The organism is Micromonospora sp. NPDC049366, from assembly GCF_044466625.1.
Classification (GTDB): Bacteria; Actinomycetota; Actinomycetes; order Mycobacteriales; family Micromonosporaceae; genus Micromonospora.
Window position 1 is genome coordinate 1,409 of record NZ_JBITMV010000022.1, and the last position, 19,901, is coordinate 21,309.

Consider the following 19,901-nt stretch of genomic DNA (forward strand, 5'->3'; position numbering starts at 1 on the left):
TTCCGTTGTGGGGGGGGGCCCGGCGGCGCCGGCCGCCGGCGGCGCGGGGGGGGGGGGGGCCCCGGGGGGGGGCCCCCCCCCCGGGGGGGGGGGCCCCGGGGGGGGGGCCCCCCCCGACGGCATTTCCGCACCCGGCTTCGCCGACGGACCGGTCGTGCCGGGCCCCGGCACGACCGTCCCGCACAGCCGGGTCCGGCCCCCGCCGGGGCCGGACGTCGTCGCCGTCGCTTTCTACTCGGCGTCGCCTGCTGCGCCCAGCAGCTCCCGCAGTACGGCCGGCTCGGACCGGGGCACCTGCACCAGATGCAGCTTGCCGTCGCCGAAGTGGGCCAGCACCCGGCCCGGCCGCCCGCCGCCGAGCTGACCGCGGGACAGCTTCGCGCCGATCAGCTCACCGTCGCCGAGGCCCTGCGGGCTGAGCAGCGCGCCCTGCCGGTTCCGGCGGGCGTCGACGTGCCAGCCGCCGAAGCCGCTGGAGAGGCCGTCGATCGAGCCCGCGATGATCAACCCGAGGCCCTTCTCCGTCCCGACCCGGGCGATGTCACCGAGATCGCTGCCGGCGTCGCACTTGAGCAGCTGCTCGGCGTCGTCCAGGACGACCACGGCGGGTCCGTCGCGTCCGTCGAGGGCCGCCGCGAGCCCGGCGGAGGTGAAGTTCTCGCTCGTCACCAGGTCGAGCACCCCGGGCAGCCCGGCCAGCTCCCGCAGCGGCGACCGGCGGGGTGCCGCGATCACCACGGGCGTTCCCTTCTCCAGCAGACCGGCGACCATCGTCAGCAGGGTCGTGCTCCGCCCCGAGCGGGGCGGTCCGGCCAGGATGAAGGTGGGGTTGATCCCGAGGTCCGGGCCGATCGCCGCCAGCTCGTCACCGCCGACGCCCAGCATCGTCCAGAGTGGAGCGCTCGGCCGCGCCAGGCCGCTCGCCTGCGCCAGGGTCAGCTCGTCCGGCAGCACGTCGATCCGGAACGGGCGGGCGGCGGCGTCGACGCCGACGTCCCGGCGCCGCGCCGCCTCGGCGATCGCGGCTATCGCCCGGGCCTGCCCCTGACCGGAGCTGTCCTCCGTGAGCAGGGCGATCTGCGCCTCCGCGCTGTCGACCGCCCGGATCGCCCGGCCCGTGCCGATCTCGTCCGGCAGTTGCCGGTAGTTGATGCCGACCATGCTGTAGTCGCTGCGTTCAGTCAGTCGGAGCACCAGTTTGTCGTCCGTCGTCGACGAGATCCGGGTGGTGAACATGCTCCGGTCGCCGGCCATCACCACGTGGATCCCGGCTCCTGCACCCTCACGCAGCAGGGTCATCAGGGCCGTCATGACGTTGCCGTTGTCGTAGTCGGCGAACGTCTTGTCGAAGACCTCGAAACGGTCGAGCAGCACAAGGATGTGCGGCGGTCGGTCGGCCCCGGCCACGCCGGCCCGGTACTCCACCAGCCCGGCCGAGCCGGTGGAGGCGAGCAGCTGCTGACGGCGTCCCAGCTCCGCGACGAGTCGGGCGAAGAGGCGACCGAGCCGCTCGGCCTCCGTACGCTGCACGACCGCACCGCAGTGCGGCAGCTCGGCGAGGGCGAGCAGGGCCCCGTTGCCGCAGTCGACGCCGTAGAGGTGGACGTCGGCGGTCGAGTGGACGCGGGCCACCGTGCCGGCGATCGTCCGCAGCGCCTGGGACCGGCCGCTGCGCGACGAACCGATGATGTGCAGGTGCCCCAGCGTCCCCAGGTCCAGCTCCAGCGGCGCCTGCTCCTGCTGGGCGGGCAGGTCGACCAGGCCGTACGCCACCGGGGCCAGGTGGTAGCCGCTGCCGCGCGGCGCGGGCAGCGCGTCGACGGTCAGCGAGTCCGGCAGCGCCGGCAGCCACGGGCTGTGCTGCGGCGCGATGGCGAGCTGCGCGCTGGCGCCCCGCACGGCCTCCACCAGCACGGCGAGATCGGTGAGCTCGGCGGAGGGTTCGGCCTTCACACCGGGGCGGGTGGGCACCGGCCGGCCGAGGTCCGTCCAGGAGACGGGCGTGAGCCAGGGCGCCTGCCGGACGTCGGTGCGGGCTCCCGGGCGAAAACCACCGACCCGCCCGGCCTGGAACGGCACCAGCGACGACTGGGCGAGGCGTACGAAGGCCCGACCCGGCGTCGACTTCAGGATCGAGGCGGCGTCGGGGGCGTTCAGCACGTCCTGACTCTCGCTGGTGTCGGTCACCCGGAGCGCGATCCGCAGGTTGGTGTTCGCCCGGATCTCGGGTGACACCACGCCGCCCGGACGCTGGGTGGCCAGCACCAGGTGGATGCCGAGCGACCGACCCCGCTGGGCGATGTTGACCAGACCGGTCACGAAGTCCGGCAGGTCGCGGATCATCGACGCGAACTCGTCGATCACGATCAGCAGTCGCGGCATCGGGGTCCGGGTCGGTTCGCGGCGCAGCAGGTCGACGTAGTCGTCGATGTCCTTCGCCCCTGCCTCGGCGAGGATGTGCTCCCGCCGCCGCAGCTCCGCCGTGAGCGAGGTCAGCGCCCGACCCACCAGGTGGGTGTCGAGGTCGGTGACCATGCCGACGGTGTGCGGCAGCCGGACGCAGTCCTTGAACGCGCTGCCGCCCTTGTAGTCCACCAGCACGAACGTCATCGCGTCCGGCCGGTTGGCGACGGCGAGCGAGGCGACCAGGGTCTGCAACAGCTCGGACTTGCCCGATCCGGTGGTGCCGGCGACCAGGGCGTGTGGCCCGTCCCGCTTGAGGTCCAGGGCGAACGGCCCGTCCAGCGAGACACCCAGCACCGCCTCGGTGGTCCGGCCCCCGGTGGTCCACCGGGCCGCGACCGCGTCCGGCTCCGGCGGCTCCATCCCGAGCACGTCGAGCAGCCGACTCGCGTCCGGCAGGACGGCGCCGTCGTCCGCGCCACCGGTGTCGCGCAGCGGGGCGAGCGCGCGGGACACCGTACGCAGCCACTCCGTGGGGAGCAGGTCCGGGTGGACGCCGGGGATCGGCGCGGCGAGCGTACGGGTCACCAGCAGCGACCCGTCGGTCTGCTCGGCGACGACGGCCTGGCACTCCTCCGGCAGCAACTTCTCCTCGGCGTCGACGCAGATCGCGTACACCCCGACGGCGGGCCCCTCCCGCAGGATCTGCGTCACGCCGGGCAGGGAACGCAGTCGGCGTGCCCCGTCGAGCACCACGAGGATGTCGCGGAACGCCCCGTCGGTCCGCTCGGCGGCGCGGGCCGAGATCACGGCGACCAGTTCGGCCACGCGCCGGGCCACGGTCTGGGTGTCGGTGCCGACGGTGGCGAGGGTGTCCTGGCCGTCGCGCGGCGCCGCGTGCGGCAGCCAGCCGACCCACGACCAGCCCTCCTCGTCGCCGGCCCCGGCGAGCAGGTAGATCTGGAGGTCCTCGGGGCTGTGCAGGGTGGCCGCCTGCGCGACCATCCAGCGGGCCGTCACCCGGGCGACGGCGTCACCGGCGATGCCCACCACACCGTGCTTGCGCACCGGCACGGTCGCCGGCACGTCCAGCGCGCTCCACCGGATCTCCCGGCGGTGTTCGTCCTGGCTGGGGTCCCGGAGCACCACCTCGGACGGGAGGTCGGCGCTGCCGGCCCGCAGTTCGAGGAAGTCGGGGTCGGTGCGGCGCCGTTCCCAGAGGCGGCGCTCCGGTCCCACCGCGATCAGTCGTACCGCGGCGGGGTCGGGAAAGTTGTCCCGCCGGGCCAGCCGCTCGGCGGTCAGCGCCTCCTGCGCCTCGGCGTTGATCCGTTCCCGCTTCGCCTCGTACTCGGCGAGCCGGGTGCGGTAGCTGACCTTTCCCTGGCGTCGGGCACCGATCTGGCCGGCGATCAGCGCCACCGGCGAGAGGACGGCGAAGAGCAGGGTCAGCGGGTTGCGGGTGATGAGGAACGCGGCCCCGGACACCACCAGCGGGGCCAGCACCGTGACCAGCACCAGCGGTCGCCGCTCCGGTGGCGCCGGCGGCGTGGGCAGCGTGAACTGCGTGGTGCGGGCCTCCGGGAGCAGCCGGGGCGGACGGTTGTAGTCCAGGCCGGTGCGGTCCTCGGAGATCTGCAGTGCGGCCTCCGCCCGGACCGGGAGGCGCAACTCCAGAAGGGACGAGCCGACGGCGAGCTGCGCTCCGGGGGCCCACACCTGTTCGTCGTCGAGCTCGACCCGGTCGAGCAGGAGGCCGGAGCGGGCCGGTCGCACCCGGCACGCGCCGTCCGGGGCGACCCGGACCGACGCCACGACGGGTTCGAGGGAGGCGTCGGTGAGGCGGACCCGGCTGGTGCTCGCGGTGCCGATGCTGTGCTCACCCAGGTCGAGCTGGTGGACCGCCCCGGCGTCGGTGCCGCTGACCACCCGCACCTCGACCAGCCCCGGCGGTTGCGCGGGCGTCTCGGGCACGGGACGGTCCAGGCCGAGCACCGTGCCCCGGCGCAGCGGGGCTTCGGCGAGGGTGAGTCGTGGGTCCAGCGGCGCCCCGGCGACGAAGATCGTCGGCGGGGTGGCCGGGGGCTCCGGCCGACGCGCGGCGAGCGCCTCGGCGAGTTCCCCGACGGTGGTGTCAGGGGCCGCGTCGACCTGGTATTCGATGACGGCGGTGGACGGATCCGCAACGGTGAGCTGCAGGCGCACGAGGTTCTCCTGGTCGGATGGTCCGTCGGAAAAACGGCTGGGGCCGCGTGGTGATTCGCTCACCACGCGGCCCCGGGGCCTGTCCGGTCGTTCAGCGGCCGAGGCTGGCCCCGGTCTGGTTGTCCGTGTCGGTGAAGGCGTCGCTGACCTGCGTGAGGTACTGGCTGATGCCTTCCATGCCGTTCAGCGTCTGGTCGACGCTGCCCTTGTACTCGTCGAAGTACGGGCCGAACTTCTGCTGGGCGGCCGGGGTGTTGTAGCCACCCTGGATCAGGGTGTCGATCTTGCTCTTGGCCTGTGTCATCCCGTCCAGCAGCGTCTGCATGTTCTGCTTCAGCCAGGTCGAGGCTTCCTGAATGTCCTCGCTGACGATGTGGTAGGTGGCCACGTTCCGCTCCCTCGTGTCGTCGGTCTCCGGCCCTGTGAGGCGGTCGTTCCTGGGCCGCCTTCCGCCGTTGCCGCCACCCACACGGACCGCGGCCCGGAACGGTTCAGCGGAGAGTTCGACTTCGTGACGGAGGACTCGTCCGACCTCGCCGGTGAACCACTTCGCCGGCTGCGCCGTGTGGGTGCCGGACCGCGCGCACGGGCGTGGTCGCCGAAGACGAGGTGGAGCAGAGATGCTGTTGCACAGCCGGGTCGCCCGGACCGCGATCGCGTTGGCCGGCGTCGCGGCCCTGGCCGCATGTAGTGAGCAGGCGACCGGGTCGGCCGCGCCGGCAACGGCGGCGTCACCCGCAGCGGTGCCGACCACGTCGAGCCCGACGGCCGAGGCGGCGCCGGAGGTGATCGACGCTCCCGCCACCCCGGTCGCGGCGCCGACGGTGGCGAAGACCCAGGGTCGCGTACGGATCTACAGTGGCCCGTCCGACGTCCCGCTCCCGACCGCGCCCGACACGGGGCGGGGCAGCAACGTCATCCAGTTGAACGGGACCGCGTCCGCCGACATCGGCACGTACGTCGCCGACGGGCAGGGCCGGACGCTGTACCGGTTCGACAAGGACACGGCCAAGCCGTCGAAGTCGAACTGCAACGGTGACTGCGCGAAGGCGTGGCCACCGCTGCTCGTGAAGTCACCGGGCCAGATCTACCCGAGCGGGATCAACCCGAAGCTGGTCGGTTACGTGGAGCGGGCCGACGGCACCTGCCAGGTGACCATCGGCGGCTGGCCCGTCTACCTGTTCGCCAAGGACACCAAGCCCGGCGACATCAACGGCCAGGGAGTCGGTGGGACCTGGTTCGCGATCAGCCCGACCGGTGGACGCACCACGTCCCTGCCCGAGGTGATCACCGAGCCCACCACGGCCGCCGCCCGCTGAGCCCGAAGGAGACGACGATGACCAACTCGTACGGGGGAGCCGACGGCGGCTCCCCGGCGCCCGCCCCTCGTTGGGCACCGGCACCACCGCCGCAGTGGAGACCGGCCGCGACGGAGCCGAGCGCTCCCGCCGAGCGTCGCCGGCGCGTCTCCCCGAAGCTCGCGGTCGCCGTGGCCGGCCCGGTCGTGCTCGTGGTCGCGCTGGTGGCCGTACTCGGGCTGGCCTGGCCCGGGTTCCTCAACAAAAAGGTCTTCGACACGGCGACGCTGCAGCAGGGGGTGCTGTCGGTGCTGCGCGACGACTACCAGCTCGACGCGGACCTCGTCGCCTGCCCGCCGGGTCGGTCGGTCACGGTGGGCAGCCGCTTCTCCTGCTCCGCCCAGGTCGCCGGCGCACCGAAGACGGTCACCGTCACGGTGCTCTCCTCCGACGGTCGGTTCGAGGTGGGTCGTCCGCAGTGAGGCGCGGCGGCCGGCCGTCCAGGTCAGTCGTCCTGGCAGGCCCGCCCGCTGTTGAGGCAGTCCACGACCTTCGCCATCAGCGGCTCCGGCATCAGGTTGACGAAGAACGCGTGATCGGTCAGCGGGCTGTTGCGCTGACCTTCGAAGGCGTCGATCTGGAACGGGGCATCCGACGGAATGTCGTACGCGAGGGCCAGCCGCAGCCGCGGCACCGGGAAGGTGTTGCGGGGGCAGGAGCCGTCGTTGGAGGGGAAGCGGAGGTGCTCCCGGTGGCTCTCGCTGTCCACCTGCCGGCCGTCCCAACAGCTCGGGAAGTCGAAGATCCGCTGCATCTGGTCGCCGGCCGGGCACCGGGGGTACGACGTGGTCCGCCGCTCCGGCGTGCTGGAGCAGGTCCAGGTAGCGGCCGCGTTCTGGCCGCCGCTGGTGACGGCCACGGCGTCACCGACCGTGCCGGCGAGCTGGCGCGGCATCGGCACGACGTTGCCCCGGGGATTGCCGGAGAAGGTCAGCGTCACGTCGACCGGCACCTGGATCTCGCCGTCGTGGCCGGCGTGGTCCCTGCTGCCGGCGGACCCGATCGTGCGGAGCACCGGCCAGAAGTACGTCGACCGGTCACCGTTGTGGCAGGTCGTTCCCGCTGCCGCGAGGGTCTGCGGCGTCGAGCCGACGGCGGTGGAGACGTTGCCGACGTAGTCGTGCACGTGATGCGGCTGCCCGGGGAAGCCGGGCGCCATCACGATGTTCGCGGTGTTGCGGTGGCCGTTCTCGTTGCGACCGCAGTCCCAGGTGTAGGTGCCGGTCGCCGCGCCGGGCACCGAGGCGGGCGCGGGCGGGCCGGACGGGACGGCGTTGATGTCGACGAAGTCGGAGCCGAGAAGCTCGGTCGCCGTCGGTGGGGTCCCGGCGCCGGCGTCGACCTGCCGGGCCACGCCGCAGCCGAGCAGGACGAGCAGCAACTCCAGTGCGACTGTCGCGGTGACGGCCCGGCGCCACGCCGTCCCGCGCCCACTCACCGCAGCACCGTCATGCGGCACGTTCTCACACTCCCGTCGCCCCACGTCCCACGAGCCTAGGTCGGGCGCAGGGAGGCATGCTGTCGCCCGTTGGGAGATGTGATCTGCCCCCACGATTGGTGACAACGGGCATAAACCCGCGCCGTTCAGCGATCCACACGATCCGCCGGCGGTTCTCCGGGGAGGTAGCGGTCGACCTGATCGCGCACCAGGGCGGTACACGCGATCGGCGAGCCGTCGGCGACCCCGCCAACACGCCCAGTGATCGTAGCGCTCACGGTGCGTCATGACCGGGCACGCTGCCAGCTCCCTCTGCGCTGGTCCCGTCGCCCCGCCACAGCCAGGTCGCCTGTGCTCCAGATCGCTGTGGACGGGAACACGGCCGAGTGTGGTCAGCCCTAGGGTCGGGGCATGAGCGTCGATGAGGATTCCTCCGATCAGCTCCTACCGCCTGGCCCCGGGTTCGGGGGCGACGGGGGCGAAACACACTGCGACCTGACCGCGATCCAAGCCGCTGCCCGCCGGCAGGCCCAGCGGGTGACCTCCGGCATCGGCGACATCGCCGCCTACCTCGCTCAGCAGGTAGCGGACGAGTCGCATCGGGAGGTCACCGGTCCCCTGCTGGCCGGCACCGGTGCGAGCGGTGTCGTGCGGCATCGAGGTCGAGTGGTCGCCGAATGGGGCGACGCGGCAGCCCCGGAGATGCTGTTCAGCGGCACCAAGAGCGTCGTCGCGACCGTGGCGGGTGTCGCCTTCGACCGAGGACTGCTCGCCCCGGATGCGCTGGTGTCGGCGACTGTCCGCCATCCGCTGATCGACAGCCTCGCAGTCGAGGGCATCACGTGGCAGCACCTGTTGCAACAGACCAGCGGGTGGAACGGTGAGCTGTGGGGGAAGCCGACGGGGGTGGACGCGCAGAGCCGCCGGGAGGGCTTCGAGCGCGAGGGAGCGCCCGGCACCGGGTGGGCCTACAACGACGTACGGGTGAACCTGCTCTGCCTGGCCTTGACGGCGCTGTTCCGTCGACCGCTGCCTGACGTGCTCCGAGAGGACGTGCTCGAACCACTGGGCGCCTCCTCGTCCTGGTCCTGGCACGGCTACACCGATTCGGTCATCGACATCGACGGAACGCCCACGCCGGTGGTCAGCGGCGGGGCGCACTGGGGCGGTGGCCTGTGGATCTCCGCGAGGGACCTGGCTCTGCTCGGTGAGCTGTACCGGTGCCGGGGCGAGTGGCGCGGACGGCGGCTGCTCAGCGAAGAGTGGATCGACCGCGCCTGGAGTCCCTGCGACCTGAACCCCGACTACGGCTACCTCTGGTGGCGCAACGACTCCCAGCGGGTACAGCCCGACGCGCCGGCCAGCGGTCGATGCGCGCGCGGTAACGGTGGCCGCCACCTGCTCTGGATCGACCCCGCCCGAGACCTGGTCATCGCCTCGCACTGGGGCGACGAGGTCCGCCACTTGATCACCGAGGTCTCGGCCGCCATCCCGACCATTCCCGCCCGTACTGACTGGTGACGGACGAGAGACCGGACGCCAACCACCTACTCCAGATGCCCGTTAGCTTGCCACCCGGCGACGCCGGTAACGCTGGCCTGGGCTGATTGACAGGAGCGCCAAGGACCGCAAGCGGAAGTTGCAACTCGTGAGCGTGGCCGGCCGGCCAGGCGCGGCCGATGCCGGCCGGTATCCGTGCCACATCGTCCGAGGCTGTTGGTGGCAATCGCTACTGTCAGCCATCGGGCCTAATCCGGATCAACGGCCGAGTCCTCAGGTGACCGGGTGCTCCAGCTGGGAACGCGCCTGCACGAACATATCGTCCGCGCTGCCGCTGGATGGGAGACCGAGGAAGGTCACCATGCCGACGCTGTGGTGGTCCGCCCACGCACAGACCTCGACGTTGACGCCCTGGGTTTCACCCTTGCCGCAGCGGGCATCGCCGCCCATTGGCCCCGGCCGGGTGGGCTTAACACCGGACAGTCTCGGCAGGGCCGCGAAAAGCCTGTCGAGGGTTGCCTTCGGATCCGTCACCTTTCCGGACACTCCGCTGACAAGGGCGGTGTACCGCTCATCCGCAGTGGTGTATGCCGTGGCGACCGCGCTAGTCGGCTCGCCGTCGAGAAGTTCTTTGAAGCCGCCCATGTTCTGCTGGGCATGTTCGCGCAACGTCCGGCTAGTCGATTCGGGCCAGCCGCTCAGGAACTTCTCCGGCTTGTCGAGACGCATGGCCATGGTCGGTGAAGGCGACGCCGACCGCCCATCCGCCTTCCGCTCCACGTTATCGGCGGGTTGTGAACAGCCGCTCGCCATTAGCAGGCCCGCGAGGGTTAGACCGACACTCGCCCGGCGCGTCAGGACGAACAGGTGCCACGGCTTGATTACTCCCATGGCCGCCGAGGGTAGGCACCGCTTCCCGACACCGCTGTCCGTGCGAGCGTCAGTTTGGAGGGACGAAGATCACGACCGCTCCGGACCTGGTGGGCCAGGTCGAGGTAGGAAGCGCATGACCGTTCGTGCCCCCTGGCGACAGCCTGGGGTACCGGCTACTCGCACGTGTGGATGGCACGGCCGAACGTCCGGCTGGATCACTGCTTTGCGAAGGTCGTAGGCTTCGGACGTGGCGGAGCAGGGTTGGCGTGAGCTGACGCCGGAGACCATGCCCGCCCTTCTCTCGGTGGTGGACTGCGGCGATGGATGCGTCCGGGAGCTGACGTTGAGGTCAACGTACGGACCCGATGCCACGCAATCCGCTTCCGTAGTCGTCGACGTTCGGCACGCGACCGAGCCCGGCTGGGTGCAGCTTTCGATCGAGCTGAGAGGCTTGGTCCACCGCAAGATCGTTGACATCAACACCTTCTCCTGGGTCATGCTCGATCAGCCCCAGGTCGTGCAGGACGACGCTGGCCTCTTGCACCTAGACCTCGACCCCACAGGTGAGATTCGGACACCTGCTGACATGCTGCAGCACTCCCACATGTACCTGGCCGCGAGGGAACTGCGGTGGCGGCTCGACCCACTGCCGGCAAACTAGTGCGGACTGAGGGCGTCGTCAGCCGGCCCCTACGGTCGGTGGCCGCCAATCTGCCCCCATCCCCCGGAAAGATGCCAAAGACTGCGCCGGTCGGTCGGGGTCAAGGGTCGCCGTAGGCCATCGGCGTGCCGACGCACAGCGCCCTTGACGCCGGGCGTAGAGAGTCGGACATCCGGGGGATGAGTCACGCCCTGGTCCTCGTCGTCATCGAACCGCGGGTGCGGGTCCACGACAGTCCGGGGGCAAGCAGCTCCGCTGCGCGGCAGCCGATCGCCCCAACCTCGACGGGGAGAAACCCCGACGGCGCGGCCTTGTCGCCCATGGATGGCCCGTCCAACTCACCGCTGGGAGACCCCGAGGCGAGCGAGCTAGTCGTCACCGAAGGGCTCGTCGTGCCACCGAAACCCCGCGTGTTCGCCTTCGATCCCGAGCATGGTGCCCGACGTGTACGGGCACCTGATGGAGGGCGACCGCCACTCGGCTGCGGAGGCCATGTCCCGTGCACTGTTCGGGCAGTGAGGGCACCGTGGCTCCCAGCGTGGCTCCCACGAGCGTCCAGACGCTGACCTTGACGGATACGAAGAAACCCCCGACCCTGCCGTTTCGGCTGGTCGGGGGCTTCTCCCTGTGCTGTGCGCCCGAAGGGACTCGAACCCCTAACCTTCTGATCCGTAGTCGGAGAAGGGGGGTTGCCCCCACCTGCATCTGAGCGCATTTGTCCGGATCTACTATGTAGCAATCTCTACGGAACGTGACGCTAGACTGCCCTTCCCTCCGCAGGGATGCACCCATGGGTGCACGCGTTGGAGGATCTGGGTGCACCCATGGGTGGTGCCGGAGTGAAGGGGGCAGGCGAGCGGGTGGCGGGCATCGAGAAGCGCGGGGACAGCTGGCGAGTCAACTGGCGCCGCAAGGGACGCGACGGGAAGTTGGTACGGGATTCCAGCGGCAAGGCCCCGGTTCAGTCGACCACGTGGCCGAGCGAGGAGTTGGCCCTCCGAGCGAGGGACATCGCCGAGGGACACCATCACGAGTGGACGGCGGCGCAGGTCTACGAGGCGATCCTCGGACCATCTGACGACCATTCATCGGGTGCGCTCACCCTCTCGCAGTGGTTCGAGGAGTTCCTTCCTTCGAAGACTCGAATCACGCAGGGGACGCGTGCCGGGTACGCCCAGCAGTTCCGCGATCATATCGCCCCGACTCTCGGGGACAAGCCGATCGATCTGATCACCGCGGTTGATGTTGGGAAGTGGATCAACAAGCGTCGCGAGGCCGGCGTGCGCAACACGACGATCACCCGCGAGTTCACCCTGCTGTCGCAGACGCTGAAGGCTGCGCTGAAGCAGGGGCTCATTCCGCGCAACCCCTGTGTCGAGACTGACTTCGTCCGAGACCAGAAGGAGGACGACGACGTCGGGGAGGAACGGCGCGAGAAGTACCTCACCCGCGACGAGTACGAGCGGGTGCGGGCTGCTTTCCACCCGCGTTGGCACCTGCTGCTCGATTTTTTCGTCGAGACCGGTGCCCGCTGGTCGGAGGCAACCGCTCTGACCGTCGGGCATCTCATCGCGCCAGTCCCCGAGCGCTCCGAGGCGAGCGTTCGCATCTGGCAGGCATGGAAGCGCACCGGTAAGGGTGACGAGGCGTTCATCGGCGTGACGAAGGGTCGCCGCAAGCGGACGGTTCCGATCGACGAGGAGCTGTACGTTCGGCTGGCCGAGGCGACCAAGGGCAAGGGGAAAACCGACCTGGTGTTCCCGGGGCAGAACGGCGACCGCCTCCACTATTCGAACTTCTGGAACCGGGTCTGGGTGCCGGCGCTCGTCGGCGTGCAGCGGTGCCCGGAGCATCCTCCGCCGCGGCGCGAGGAGCATGTCGCGGGCGCGTCCGGCCGCTGTGGCGATTTCGGGGGCCGTACCGACAAGGGCACGCCTTGCGGGGCCCGGGTGCCGACGGGCTTCACGCGGTGCACCGGTCATCAAGGTCCGGATCCGTCTGCCGTATCGACCTGCGACTGCCCGGAGGTTGTGAGGCTGGACGGCGAGCCGTACGGACCGCACCTGCTGCGACACAGCTTCGCAAGCTGGATGTTCGACGAGGGGGTGCCCCAGCTGGTGATTTCTCGGTTGCTGGGCCACTCGTCGACGCGCGTCACGGACGAGACCTACGGGCACCGGCTGCAGACGTCAGACGAGACGGTGCGGGAGGCGCTCCAGCGAGTGAAGGCAAAGCGGAAGTGACAGCGCCCCGGCGGGCGGGCCGGGGTGCAATGCGACGCGGAGCGTCGTCAGGTCAGCCGGCCTGGCGGCGCTCCGCGTCGTCGGGGAGGGGCTGGCGGGGCTCGCCGGCGACGTCGTGACCGTAGCCCTGGCCGGTGGCTGCGTTCGGCTGCTGCCCGCGCGTCTGGGCGTTCAGGGCTTGGAAGGCCGCGTACGCCTGCAGCAGCGCCTGCGCCTGCTCTGGCTCCAGCATGGGGTCGGACAGGATCACCCGCCGCACGTCGACGCCGTCGATGACGGGTCCCGGGTAGCCGGCCAGTTGGAGTGCCTCGTCGTAGTCCAGGTCGATCGCGTCGGCGATGGCCCGGACGGTCGCACGCTCGGGCGGTCGGCGGCCGTCTCGGAGTCGGTCGATGGTTGGTCGGGACAGACGAGTGCGTCGAGCCAGCTCAGTCTTGGTGACCTCGATGTTGTTGCTGAGGTATTCCTCGACCCTCAGCCAGAGCTGGTAGGCGGCGCCGCGTCGTTCTGTCACGCGATGATTTGTAGCACAGAGCACGTTACAACACATAGCGAGACCCGCTTAAATTTAGCTTAGTGGATCTTTAAGCGGCCTGGTCACGCTAGATCTTGTAATGTGTTGTAACGACGTGTACGGTACTGCTCGCTACAGACGTTACGACGCGATACAGGGCGAGGGCGTTTTGCCGGACATCACCAGGCGCGAGCTGACGATCCAGGAAGCCTGCGCGCTCCTGCGCTGCTCCCGCTGGACGCTCCGGCGGGTCATCGAGACGCACCTCCTCCGGGTCGTTCGGGTCGACGGACCGGGACGCGACGGCGCCAAGCGGGTGCCCCGCGAAACCCTCGTCGCCCTGGTCAGCAGCTGCACGGTGGAACGGGAAGACGGAGGCGACGACGTGGCGCTCAGCACCGAAGAGCCCGACCTCGACCTGATGACCTTCCAGGAGTTCGCCGCCAAGACCGGCATCTCCAAGCGGGTGCTCGACGAGACCGCCCGAGCGAAGGGCATCACCCACATCAAGGTCGGCAAGACGCGTTACCTGAACCGCGCCATGCGCAGCGCGTTCCTCTCGGGCAACACCGTCGCCACGAAGACGGACGACGACCTCGCAGCCGTCCGCGCCCGGGTCGCCCGCCAGCAGGGACGGCAGCGCAACTCCTCGGCCCGGCGGGCGTGATGACCACCGCCGAGCCCACCACCAACGTCACGCCGTGTGGCGGCAGGACGGTCGACGCTACGGCCGTCACCGATCCGGTTGGGGCCGGCGTCGCGTCGACGACGCCGGCCCGAACCGAAGCAGACATTCCCGGGGGGCGGGGGGAAGGGGGCGCCGGCCACCGCGAAGGCCGGCGCCCCCAGTAGGCCGCGAACGGAGAAAGGCGCCACCGCGGCAACGGTAGGCGCCTCTCCTCGGCCACCACGACACCGCCCGACTGGAGAGAGAGCAGGCCGCGTGACCATCCAGCAGACTACCCGCCCCGGCGCAAGCGTCAACCCGGCCGACGATCGGGTGCAGGCGCACGCGGACGACCCGTGCGGCGCACCGGGCTGCGGTCAGCCGATCGGCGGGCACTCGGCGGTCAACATGCCCGGCGTGCCCGAGGGGCCGGTGCACGTCGACGGGATCACGGTCGGCAACGCGCGCTGCGCGTACGAGCTTCGGCTGTCCCTGGACGGCAACCTCTGCGACAGCTGCGGCGGAGACAACCGCCGCTGCTCGCACACCGGCTCCGCCCACGGGTGGACGACCCGTATGCGGCGGACCGTGGTCTTCCCGGCCCCCACCGGGAGCGGGTCGTGACGCGGTACGCCCTGCTCGCGGTCGTCGACGGGCAGGAGAAGCGGTACGGCATCGCCGACGACGCCCAGGCGGCCGAGGACTTCCGTCCCGCCTTGGAAGCCGGCCTCGGCGTGCCGGTGCGGGTGGACGGAATTCCCCCGGCGCACCCGGCCGAGTGCCTCACCTGCTGCCGCTCTTCGGCCAGGGAAGGAAGTGGACAGTGATCGAGTTCCCCCACGGCACCGTGCTGCGCCTCCGTACCGCCCGAGACGTGGTCATGCTCATCGAGCGCGACGACTCGTGGAACGGCGACTCCCCGCAACGGTGGTTCCTGCCCACGGGCGACGTCGAGACGTGGGACCAGATCCGGTGGCGGCTGGACAAAGCCGATGAGTGGCGGGCAGTGAACGCGACCGCCAGGCCGGCGCTCGACGCCATCGCCACGCTGCGCCGCCAGTACGACGCCGCGATGGCCGAGATCGACGCCCTGCCGGCCGGCGTGGAGCGCACGGCGCAGTTGCAGATCGCGATGTTCGTCGAGCGGGCCGCCCAGGCGCTGGCCGCGGCGGCCGGTCTCGAGGACGTCAACTGGGCCAAGCGCGCAACCGCCCAGCAGGCCCCGCAGGACGACGCGCCGACGCAGGTGATCCGCCCGGTCGTGGACGCACCGGCCCAGGTGCACCCGAGACCGCGTGGCGGTGCTCTGCGCCAGACCCTCAACCAGCTCGCCAGGCCGGTGCGCTTCGCCACCGACCGACGGTTCCGCCCAGGTCAGGCGCGCGTCGGAATGAACCAGTCTGCCGCGAGCCGGTGGGGATCCAGCAGCAACAGCGGCAACAAGAACGGAACGGTGCAGTGAGCAGCGAGCAGACGACGGTGGCCCAGCCCGGGCCGGAGGCCGGACGGGACCGCGACGCGCGTGACGTGCGCAGCGGCTGGTGGGTGCACCTGGCCGACACCAACGGCGCGGCCCGCTGGCGGCTCGTGGCCGACGTGCAGTTCCCTCGCGCCGCCGCGAGCGGCATGAAGCGGCTGATCGTGTGCGCGGATGGCGTCGAGGCGGAGAGGGGTGCCCGCGAGCAGGTGCGGGCGCTGAACCTGATCGCGCTGCGGAAGCTCGGGCTGGAGAAGGTCGACCCGGGAACGCTGGCGTGACGGCGGTGGCCGAGCCGGAACTGCCGTTCAACCGGGAGCGGATGGTGTTCGCCAAGGCCATCAGCCTCGGGTGCGTCAGCGAATGGCCGCGCGGCACCGGGTCGGAGACGCGGCGGCGGCGCATCGGCGGGAACAACAACCTCGCCCGGCCGTCGTTCCTGCGGTGCAAGAAGCTGGCCGACGCGTTCGCCGCTGCGGGGCTGGCGGACCGGCCCACGCAGAACCTGCCGGCGGATTGGAAGCTCACCGAAGCCGGGGAAGCGTGGCTGGTCCGGGCCCGCGCCGAAATCGAATGCGCGGACACGTGAAGCCCGAGGCGTACCTGCAGAGCAACGTACTGAAGCTCTGCGTGAGCCGGCGGTTGCTGGCGTACCACACCCACGACTCGCGCCGCTCGCAGCCCGGCTTTCCCGACCTGGTGATCGTCGGCCCGGGCGGGGTGCTCTTCGTCGAGCTGAAGTCCGAGGTCGGCCGGCTCTCCCCGGAACAGAAGAAGTGGCAGGAGGGGCTGGAGGCAGCACCCGGCGTTCGGTGGCTGCTGTGGCGCCCGGCGGACCTGCACTCCGGCCGGATCGACGAAGAGCTGCGCAAGCTGGCCCGCCCACCGCGGGCGAAGACGGTCACCTGCCCGACCTGCGAGACCACGATCAAACTGCTGGAGGCGGCATGAAGCCCACCACTCACGTCCTGCTCGTCACCGACATGTCCGGGTCGATGTACCCCCTCGCCGGTGACGTGCGGGGCGGTTACAACGCGTACCTCGACGGGCTCGTCCAGGACGACGGGGTGAAGTACCGGGTCACGTCGGCAGTGTTCAACCACGGCTACCAGCTGCTGTGCACGGCGGTGAAGGCCGCGAAGGCGCCGCGCCTGGACGAGGAGAACTACCGGCCGGGTGGCAACACCGCGCTGCTCGACGCGATCGGCAAGACCATCACCGACTTCGAGGCCCGCGTGGCCGCGCTCGACGACAGCGAGCGGGTGCTGCTGGTCGTGCAGACCGACGGGATGGAGAACGCCTCGCGGGAGCACACCGGGGACGCCATCCGCCAGATGATCGGCGACCGGGAGGCCAGTGGGAAGTGGTCCTGCATCTACCTCGGCACGGGCCCTGCGGCATGGGGTCGGTCCCGTCGGCTTGGCTTCGCCGCGGGCCAGAGCGTCGACCTGGCCGACGACCCGACGACCACCCGCGCCAGCTACGCCGGGCTGACCGCTGCCACCCGGTCGTACTCGCGCGGCGTGAGCGGCAAGGCCGCGACCGAGATCATCGCGGACGCCACCGGCGGTGACCTGTCGTGACCCGAAATCTGATCGCGGCCGGGGCCGCGCTCGCCCTTCTGGGCGGGTGCGCCCTGCCCGCGGAGTCCAGCCCGGCCGAACCGGCCGGGCCGGTCCAGCCTGGCGATGCCCGCCAGACAGGCGACTTCTCGGTCACCACCGTCCAGGTCGGCGACCGCTCCATCACCTGCATCGTCTGGGACGGCTACGACCGCAACGGCGGCGTCTCCTGCGACTGGAGCTTGCCACGGTGAACGACCTGGACGCGGCCCGGCTGGCCTGCCTGATCGGCTACACCCCCAAGGGGGCGATGCACTACGTCACCGCCGACACCCCTGACCGGGGGTTGTGCGGCGCGCGGCTGGAGTGTGTGCCGTTCGTGCGGCCGGCGGACCCGTTCGTGCACGACGAGTGCCGGGTCGCCCTCGCGGCGGCCCTGGCCGGTGAGGGACCCGCCGCCGCGCTGATCATCCCGCTGACAGGGGAGTGCCCGCACTGCGGCGGCAGCGTCGACGTCGACGAGCACGGCCTCGTCGTCGCCCACCGCGAGGCGATCATCCGCGCGGGCATCCTGCAGCTGGCCGACACCTGGTGCTCCGGCGCCGGCCTCCCGGCGGAGGACCCGACGTGATCGGTCTGTGCGTGGGGCAGCCGTCGACCTACTGGAACACCTTCAACGCGGGCAACCTGCGTGCGTTCGAGCTGTGCGCGGTGTGCCCGCTGCCGGCGGCCGGCGAGTGCGGACCGCAGCTGGAGCCTCTTGGGCTGATCGTCGCCGGTATCGCCTACGACGACAAGGGCGTGGCTCTCGCCCGATGCCCGAAGTGCCACTACCCGATGCCGCGCCGCAAGGGCTACCGCAACGGTGTGTGCGGCCGGGCGGCGTGCCCGGACGGCGCCAAGCGACGCAAGCGGCAGCAGGCCCGCGCGAAGGCGGGGATCCGCCACAAGCCGTCGATGTTCCGCGAGCAGATCCGGGAGCTGACTCTCGCCCGGGTACGCCGGGCGGACATCGCGGAGCAGCTGCGGCTGACCCCGCGCGGCGTCCGCGAGATCCAGTACCAGCTTGGCCTGACCGGCGAGAAGCTCGCCCGCGCCCTCGCCGAGCACCAGGAATCCACCACTAGCAGGAAGGCCGCCTGATGGCCGGAGACACCACGATCACCGTGATCGGCAACCTCACCGACGATCCGGAGCTGCGTTTCACTCCCAACGGGGCGGCCGTGGCGAAGTTCCGCATCGCCTCCACCCCCCGGTTCATGGACCGCGCGTCCGGCGAGTGGAAGGACGGCGAGCCGCTGTTCCTGAACTGCACCCTGTGGCGGCAGGCCGCCGAGCACGTCGCCGAGTCTCTGCAGCGCGGAAGCCGCGTCATCGCGGTCGGCCGGTTGCGGCAGCGCTCGTACGAGACCCGTGAGGGCGAAAAGCGCACCGTCATCGAGCTGGAGGTCGACGAGATCGGCCCGAGTCTGCGGCACGCCGTGGCGAAGGTGCAGAAGATGGCCCGCTCCAACGGCGGTGACCGCGGCCCGGTGAGCGGCGGCGCGAACGACCCGTGGGCGAGCGCCTCCGAGCCGGCGATCGGGTCCAGCGGCACCAACCAGGACCAGGAACCCCCGTTCTGACCCCTACCGCAGGAAGGGCATCCCCATGACCGCACCCGCCGTCGCCCCCGAGCACCAGGTCGAGTACGACCGGTTCTGGCGCCAGCACGTCACCATCGCCGGGCAACTCATCGACGAGCTCGTCGCACGGGAGCTGTACGACTTCCGCAGGATCCTCACCGAGACCAGGTCGGTGTACCGGGCGCTGACCGGTGTCGAGCGTCCGGACGAGCAGCCTGAGGTGATCCTCGCGCACGCCGGCCGCATCGCCGCGTTGGTCCGCGCCGGGCACCTGCGGGCGCACGCCGCGCACGTCGCCGACGACGATCCCGACGCCGCTGCGCTGCGCGCCACCCTGCACGAGATCGCGGGGCGGTGGGAAGCGCAGGCGCCTCCGGAGCCGAGGCCGACCGTCGGCGCGCCGCCGGTGTGGCTGGCAGCCGCCTGGTACGGGACGGACCACCCGGACCACGAGGTCGAGTTTCGCCAGATCTGGCGGGACTACCTGGTCGGCCGCGGCGGCCGACTCGACCAGGACAAGGTCGCCCAAGTGCTGCACGCCTACTCGACGGTGATCCGGTCGGTCTCGCTGGTCTACGACGACCTGACCGCGTCAGCGATCTCCAAGCCGAACACGCTCGCGCATCACGTCATCGACGCCGCCGAGGTGCAGTACGCCGGCATGTACGCCGACTTCCTCTGCGACGAGGCGAACCACCTCGACGAGGGCCCGGTCCGCGCTGCGCTGATCGCGCTGGCCGAGCAGTGGTACCCGGGCGCGTGGAACGACCACCAACAGGGCCTGCAGGTCATCCGCGCGCTCGACCGGCAGCGCCGCAACAAGCCGCAGGACGCCGCAGCGGCGGCGGCCTGACCCACTACAACGGAGAAGGACGCATCCCCATGCGAGACACAAAGCACCAGCCGGGCTGGCGGGGTTCGCTCCGCTGGCTGCTGCCTGGGGGCGGCGAGACGGCGACACCGCCCACCATCCGCACCTCGGAAGCGCCCGCCACCGTCCGGCCGCGCGCGGCACGCGGGGGTGGCTGGTAGTGGACTTCTGGGTGAAGTGGCTGATCGTCGCGCTGTACGCGATCAATTCGCTGATCATCGTCGGCGCGATCGGCAAGGCACGCCGGCCGATCACGCCAGGGCAGGCCGCCAGCAACCTGGTGGTTGCCGGAACGGTGGCCGTGCTGATCGCCGTCTTCTGGGACACCAGCCGATGATCGGGATCGTCGCGCTGCTCATCATCGCCGTCGTCAACATCGTCTACGCGATCTACCGGTGGCGGCGGCCGTGGAGCTGGGTGCAGGACGGGCTCATCGCGACCCTGATGTCGACGCTGACCGCTCTCCTGATCTGGATCGTCCTGTTCGGGGGTGGGCGGTGAGGT

General features: G+C 71.0%; 25 protein-coding genes and 1 tRNA gene. 20 read left to right on the forward strand and 6 right to left on the reverse strand.

The window, feature by feature from the left end; genetic code table 11:
• Nucleotides 1-231: 231 nt before the first annotated feature.
• Both ACIBTV_RS26570 and ACIBTV_RS26575 read right to left on the reverse strand, forming a co-directional pair.
• A complete protein-coding gene (locus ACIBTV_RS26570) occupies nt 232-4,608 on the reverse strand; it encodes an FtsK/SpoIIIE domain-containing protein (RefSeq protein ID WP_396709197.1) in 4,377 nt (1,458 codons plus the stop codon).
• Between the two features lie 91 nt (nt 4,609-4,699).
• Nucleotides 4,700-4,996, reverse strand: a complete 297-nt coding sequence (locus ACIBTV_RS26575) for a WXG100 family type VII secretion target (protein WP_091594056.1) — start codon at nt 4,994-4,996, stop codon at nt 4,700-4,702.
• A 232-nt stretch (nt 4,997-5,228) separates the two neighbouring features.
• Here ACIBTV_RS26575 and ACIBTV_RS26580 point away from each other — a divergent pair, with 232 nt between their 5' ends.
• Together ACIBTV_RS26580 and ACIBTV_RS26585 are read left to right on the forward strand one after the other, a co-directional pair.
• Complete coding sequence (locus ACIBTV_RS26580) at nt 5,229-5,927, forward strand: hypothetical protein (RefSeq protein ID WP_396709199.1); 699 nt, start codon at nt 5,229-5,231, stop codon at nt 5,925-5,927.
• Nucleotides 5,928-5,944: 17 nt separating this feature from the next.
• Complete coding sequence (locus tag ACIBTV_RS26585; protein WP_396709201.1) at nt 5,945-6,388, forward strand: DUF4333 domain-containing protein; 444 nt, start codon at nt 5,945-5,947, stop codon at nt 6,386-6,388.
• Between the two features lie 23 nt (nt 6,389-6,411).
• On the opposite strand, the gene ACIBTV_RS26590 is transcribed toward ACIBTV_RS26585, so the two are convergent.
• Entirely contained in the window at nt 6,412-7,404 is a 993-nt protein-coding gene (locus ACIBTV_RS26590; RefSeq protein WP_396709202.1) for a DUF1996 domain-containing protein, read from the reverse strand.
• A gap of 411 nt (nt 7,405-7,815) precedes the next feature.
• Between ACIBTV_RS26590 and ACIBTV_RS26595 the strand changes: the two genes are divergently transcribed.
• A complete protein-coding gene (locus ACIBTV_RS26595; protein WP_396709204.1) occupies nt 7,816-8,925 on the forward strand; it encodes a serine hydrolase domain-containing protein in 1,110 nt (369 codons plus the stop codon).
• A 252-nt stretch (nt 8,926-9,177) separates the two neighbouring features.
• On the opposite strand, the gene ACIBTV_RS26600 is transcribed toward ACIBTV_RS26595, so the two are convergent.
• A complete protein-coding gene (locus ACIBTV_RS26600; protein ID WP_396709206.1) occupies nt 9,178-9,795 on the reverse strand; it encodes a hypothetical protein in 618 nt (205 codons plus the stop codon).
• Nucleotides 9,796-10,024: 229 nt separating this feature from the next.
• On the opposite strand from ACIBTV_RS26600, the gene ACIBTV_RS26605 reads away from it, so the two are divergent.
• Nucleotides 10,025-10,438 (forward strand): hypothetical protein, encoded by a 414-nt coding sequence (locus ACIBTV_RS26605; protein WP_396709208.1) that lies wholly within the window; start codon nt 10,025-10,027, stop codon nt 10,436-10,438.
• Between the two features lie 633 nt (nt 10,439-11,071).
• Here the strand turns inward: ACIBTV_RS26605 and ACIBTV_RS26610 are convergent.
• Nucleotides 11,072-11,151 (reverse strand) — tRNA-Arg (locus ACIBTV_RS26610).
• Between the two features lie 81 nt (nt 11,152-11,232).
• Between ACIBTV_RS26610 and ACIBTV_RS26615 the strand changes: the two genes are divergently transcribed.
• Entirely contained in the window at nt 11,233-12,681 is a 1,449-nt protein-coding gene (locus ACIBTV_RS26615) for a tyrosine-type recombinase/integrase (RefSeq protein WP_396709210.1), read from the forward strand.
• A gap of 52 nt (nt 12,682-12,733) precedes the next feature.
• Here the strand turns inward: ACIBTV_RS26615 and ACIBTV_RS26620 are convergent, their stop codons facing one another.
• Nucleotides 12,734-13,195, reverse strand: a complete 462-nt coding sequence (locus ACIBTV_RS26620; RefSeq protein WP_396709212.1) for a helix-turn-helix domain-containing protein — start codon at nt 13,193-13,195, stop codon at nt 12,734-12,736.
• Between the two features lie 169 nt (nt 13,196-13,364).
• On the opposite strand from ACIBTV_RS26620, the gene ACIBTV_RS26625 reads away from it, so the two are divergent.
• From ACIBTV_RS26625 to ACIBTV_RS26695, 15 genes are all read left to right on the forward strand, one after another.
• Nucleotides 13,365-13,862, forward strand: coding sequence for a helix-turn-helix domain-containing protein (locus ACIBTV_RS26625; RefSeq protein ID WP_396709214.1), 498 nt, complete (start codon nt 13,365-13,367; stop codon nt 13,860-13,862).
• A 276-nt stretch (nt 13,863-14,138) separates the two neighbouring features.
• Nucleotides 14,139-14,486, forward strand: a complete 348-nt coding sequence (locus ACIBTV_RS26630) for a hypothetical protein (protein WP_396709216.1) — start codon at nt 14,139-14,141, stop codon at nt 14,484-14,486.
• Nucleotides 14,483-14,689: a hypothetical protein gene (locus ACIBTV_RS26635; protein WP_396709217.1), complete on the forward strand. Its 207-nt coding sequence runs from the start codon at nt 14,483-14,485 to the stop codon at nt 14,687-14,689. Before ACIBTV_RS26630 ends, ACIBTV_RS26635 begins: the two co-directional genes overlap by 4 nt.
• The gene (locus ACIBTV_RS26640; protein WP_396709219.1) at nt 14,686-15,324 is read left to right on the forward strand and encodes a hypothetical protein; all 639 of its coding nucleotides are present in this window, start codon (nt 14,686-14,688) and stop codon (nt 15,322-15,324) included. The genes ACIBTV_RS26635 and ACIBTV_RS26640 overlap by 4 nt, the downstream gene beginning before the upstream one ends.
• Nucleotides 15,321-15,620 (forward strand): hypothetical protein, encoded by a 300-nt coding sequence (locus tag ACIBTV_RS26645; protein WP_396709221.1) that lies wholly within the window; start codon nt 15,321-15,323, stop codon nt 15,618-15,620. Before ACIBTV_RS26640 ends, ACIBTV_RS26645 begins: the two co-directional genes overlap by 4 nt.
• Nucleotides 15,617-15,928: a hypothetical protein gene (locus tag ACIBTV_RS26650; RefSeq protein ID WP_396709223.1), complete on the forward strand. Its 312-nt coding sequence runs from the start codon at nt 15,617-15,619 to the stop codon at nt 15,926-15,928. Before ACIBTV_RS26645 ends, ACIBTV_RS26650 begins: the two co-directional genes overlap by 4 nt.
• Complete coding sequence (locus ACIBTV_RS26655) at nt 15,913-16,290, forward strand: VRR-NUC domain-containing protein (RefSeq protein WP_396709225.1); 378 nt, start codon at nt 15,913-15,915, stop codon at nt 16,288-16,290. The genes ACIBTV_RS26650 and ACIBTV_RS26655 overlap by 16 nt, the downstream gene beginning before the upstream one ends.
• On the forward strand, nt 16,287-16,922 hold the full coding sequence (locus ACIBTV_RS26660; RefSeq protein WP_396709227.1) for a hypothetical protein: 636 nt from the start codon (nt 16,287-16,289) through the stop codon (nt 16,920-16,922). Before ACIBTV_RS26655 ends, ACIBTV_RS26660 begins: the two co-directional genes overlap by 4 nt.
• The gene (locus ACIBTV_RS26665; protein ID WP_396709229.1) at nt 16,919-17,155 is read left to right on the forward strand and encodes a hypothetical protein; all 237 of its coding nucleotides are present in this window, start codon (nt 16,919-16,921) and stop codon (nt 17,153-17,155) included. Before ACIBTV_RS26660 ends, ACIBTV_RS26665 begins: the two co-directional genes overlap by 4 nt.
• The gene (locus tag ACIBTV_RS26670; RefSeq protein ID WP_396709231.1) at nt 17,152-17,532 is read left to right on the forward strand and encodes a hypothetical protein; all 381 of its coding nucleotides are present in this window, start codon (nt 17,152-17,154) and stop codon (nt 17,530-17,532) included. The genes ACIBTV_RS26665 and ACIBTV_RS26670 overlap by 4 nt, the downstream gene beginning before the upstream one ends.
• Entirely contained in the window at nt 17,529-18,044 is a 516-nt protein-coding gene (locus ACIBTV_RS26675) for a hypothetical protein (RefSeq protein WP_396709233.1), read from the forward strand. The genes ACIBTV_RS26670 and ACIBTV_RS26675 overlap by 4 nt, the downstream gene beginning before the upstream one ends.
• Complete coding sequence (locus ACIBTV_RS26680) at nt 18,044-18,526, forward strand: single-stranded DNA-binding protein (protein WP_396709235.1); 483 nt, start codon at nt 18,044-18,046, stop codon at nt 18,524-18,526. The genes ACIBTV_RS26675 and ACIBTV_RS26680 overlap by 1 nt, the downstream gene beginning before the upstream one ends.
• A gap of 25 nt (nt 18,527-18,551) precedes the next feature.
• Nucleotides 18,552-19,379, forward strand: coding sequence for a hypothetical protein (locus ACIBTV_RS26685; RefSeq protein WP_396709237.1), 828 nt, complete (start codon nt 18,552-18,554; stop codon nt 19,377-19,379).
• Between the two features lie 178 nt (nt 19,380-19,557).
• Nucleotides 19,558-19,734, forward strand: a complete 177-nt coding sequence (locus tag ACIBTV_RS26690; protein ID WP_396709239.1) for a hypothetical protein — start codon at nt 19,558-19,560, stop codon at nt 19,732-19,734.
• Nucleotides 19,731-19,898, forward strand: coding sequence for a hypothetical protein (locus tag ACIBTV_RS26695; RefSeq protein ID WP_396709241.1), 168 nt, complete (start codon nt 19,731-19,733; stop codon nt 19,896-19,898). The genes ACIBTV_RS26690 and ACIBTV_RS26695 overlap by 4 nt, the downstream gene beginning before the upstream one ends.
• Nucleotides 19,899-19,901 lie beyond the last annotated feature (3 nt).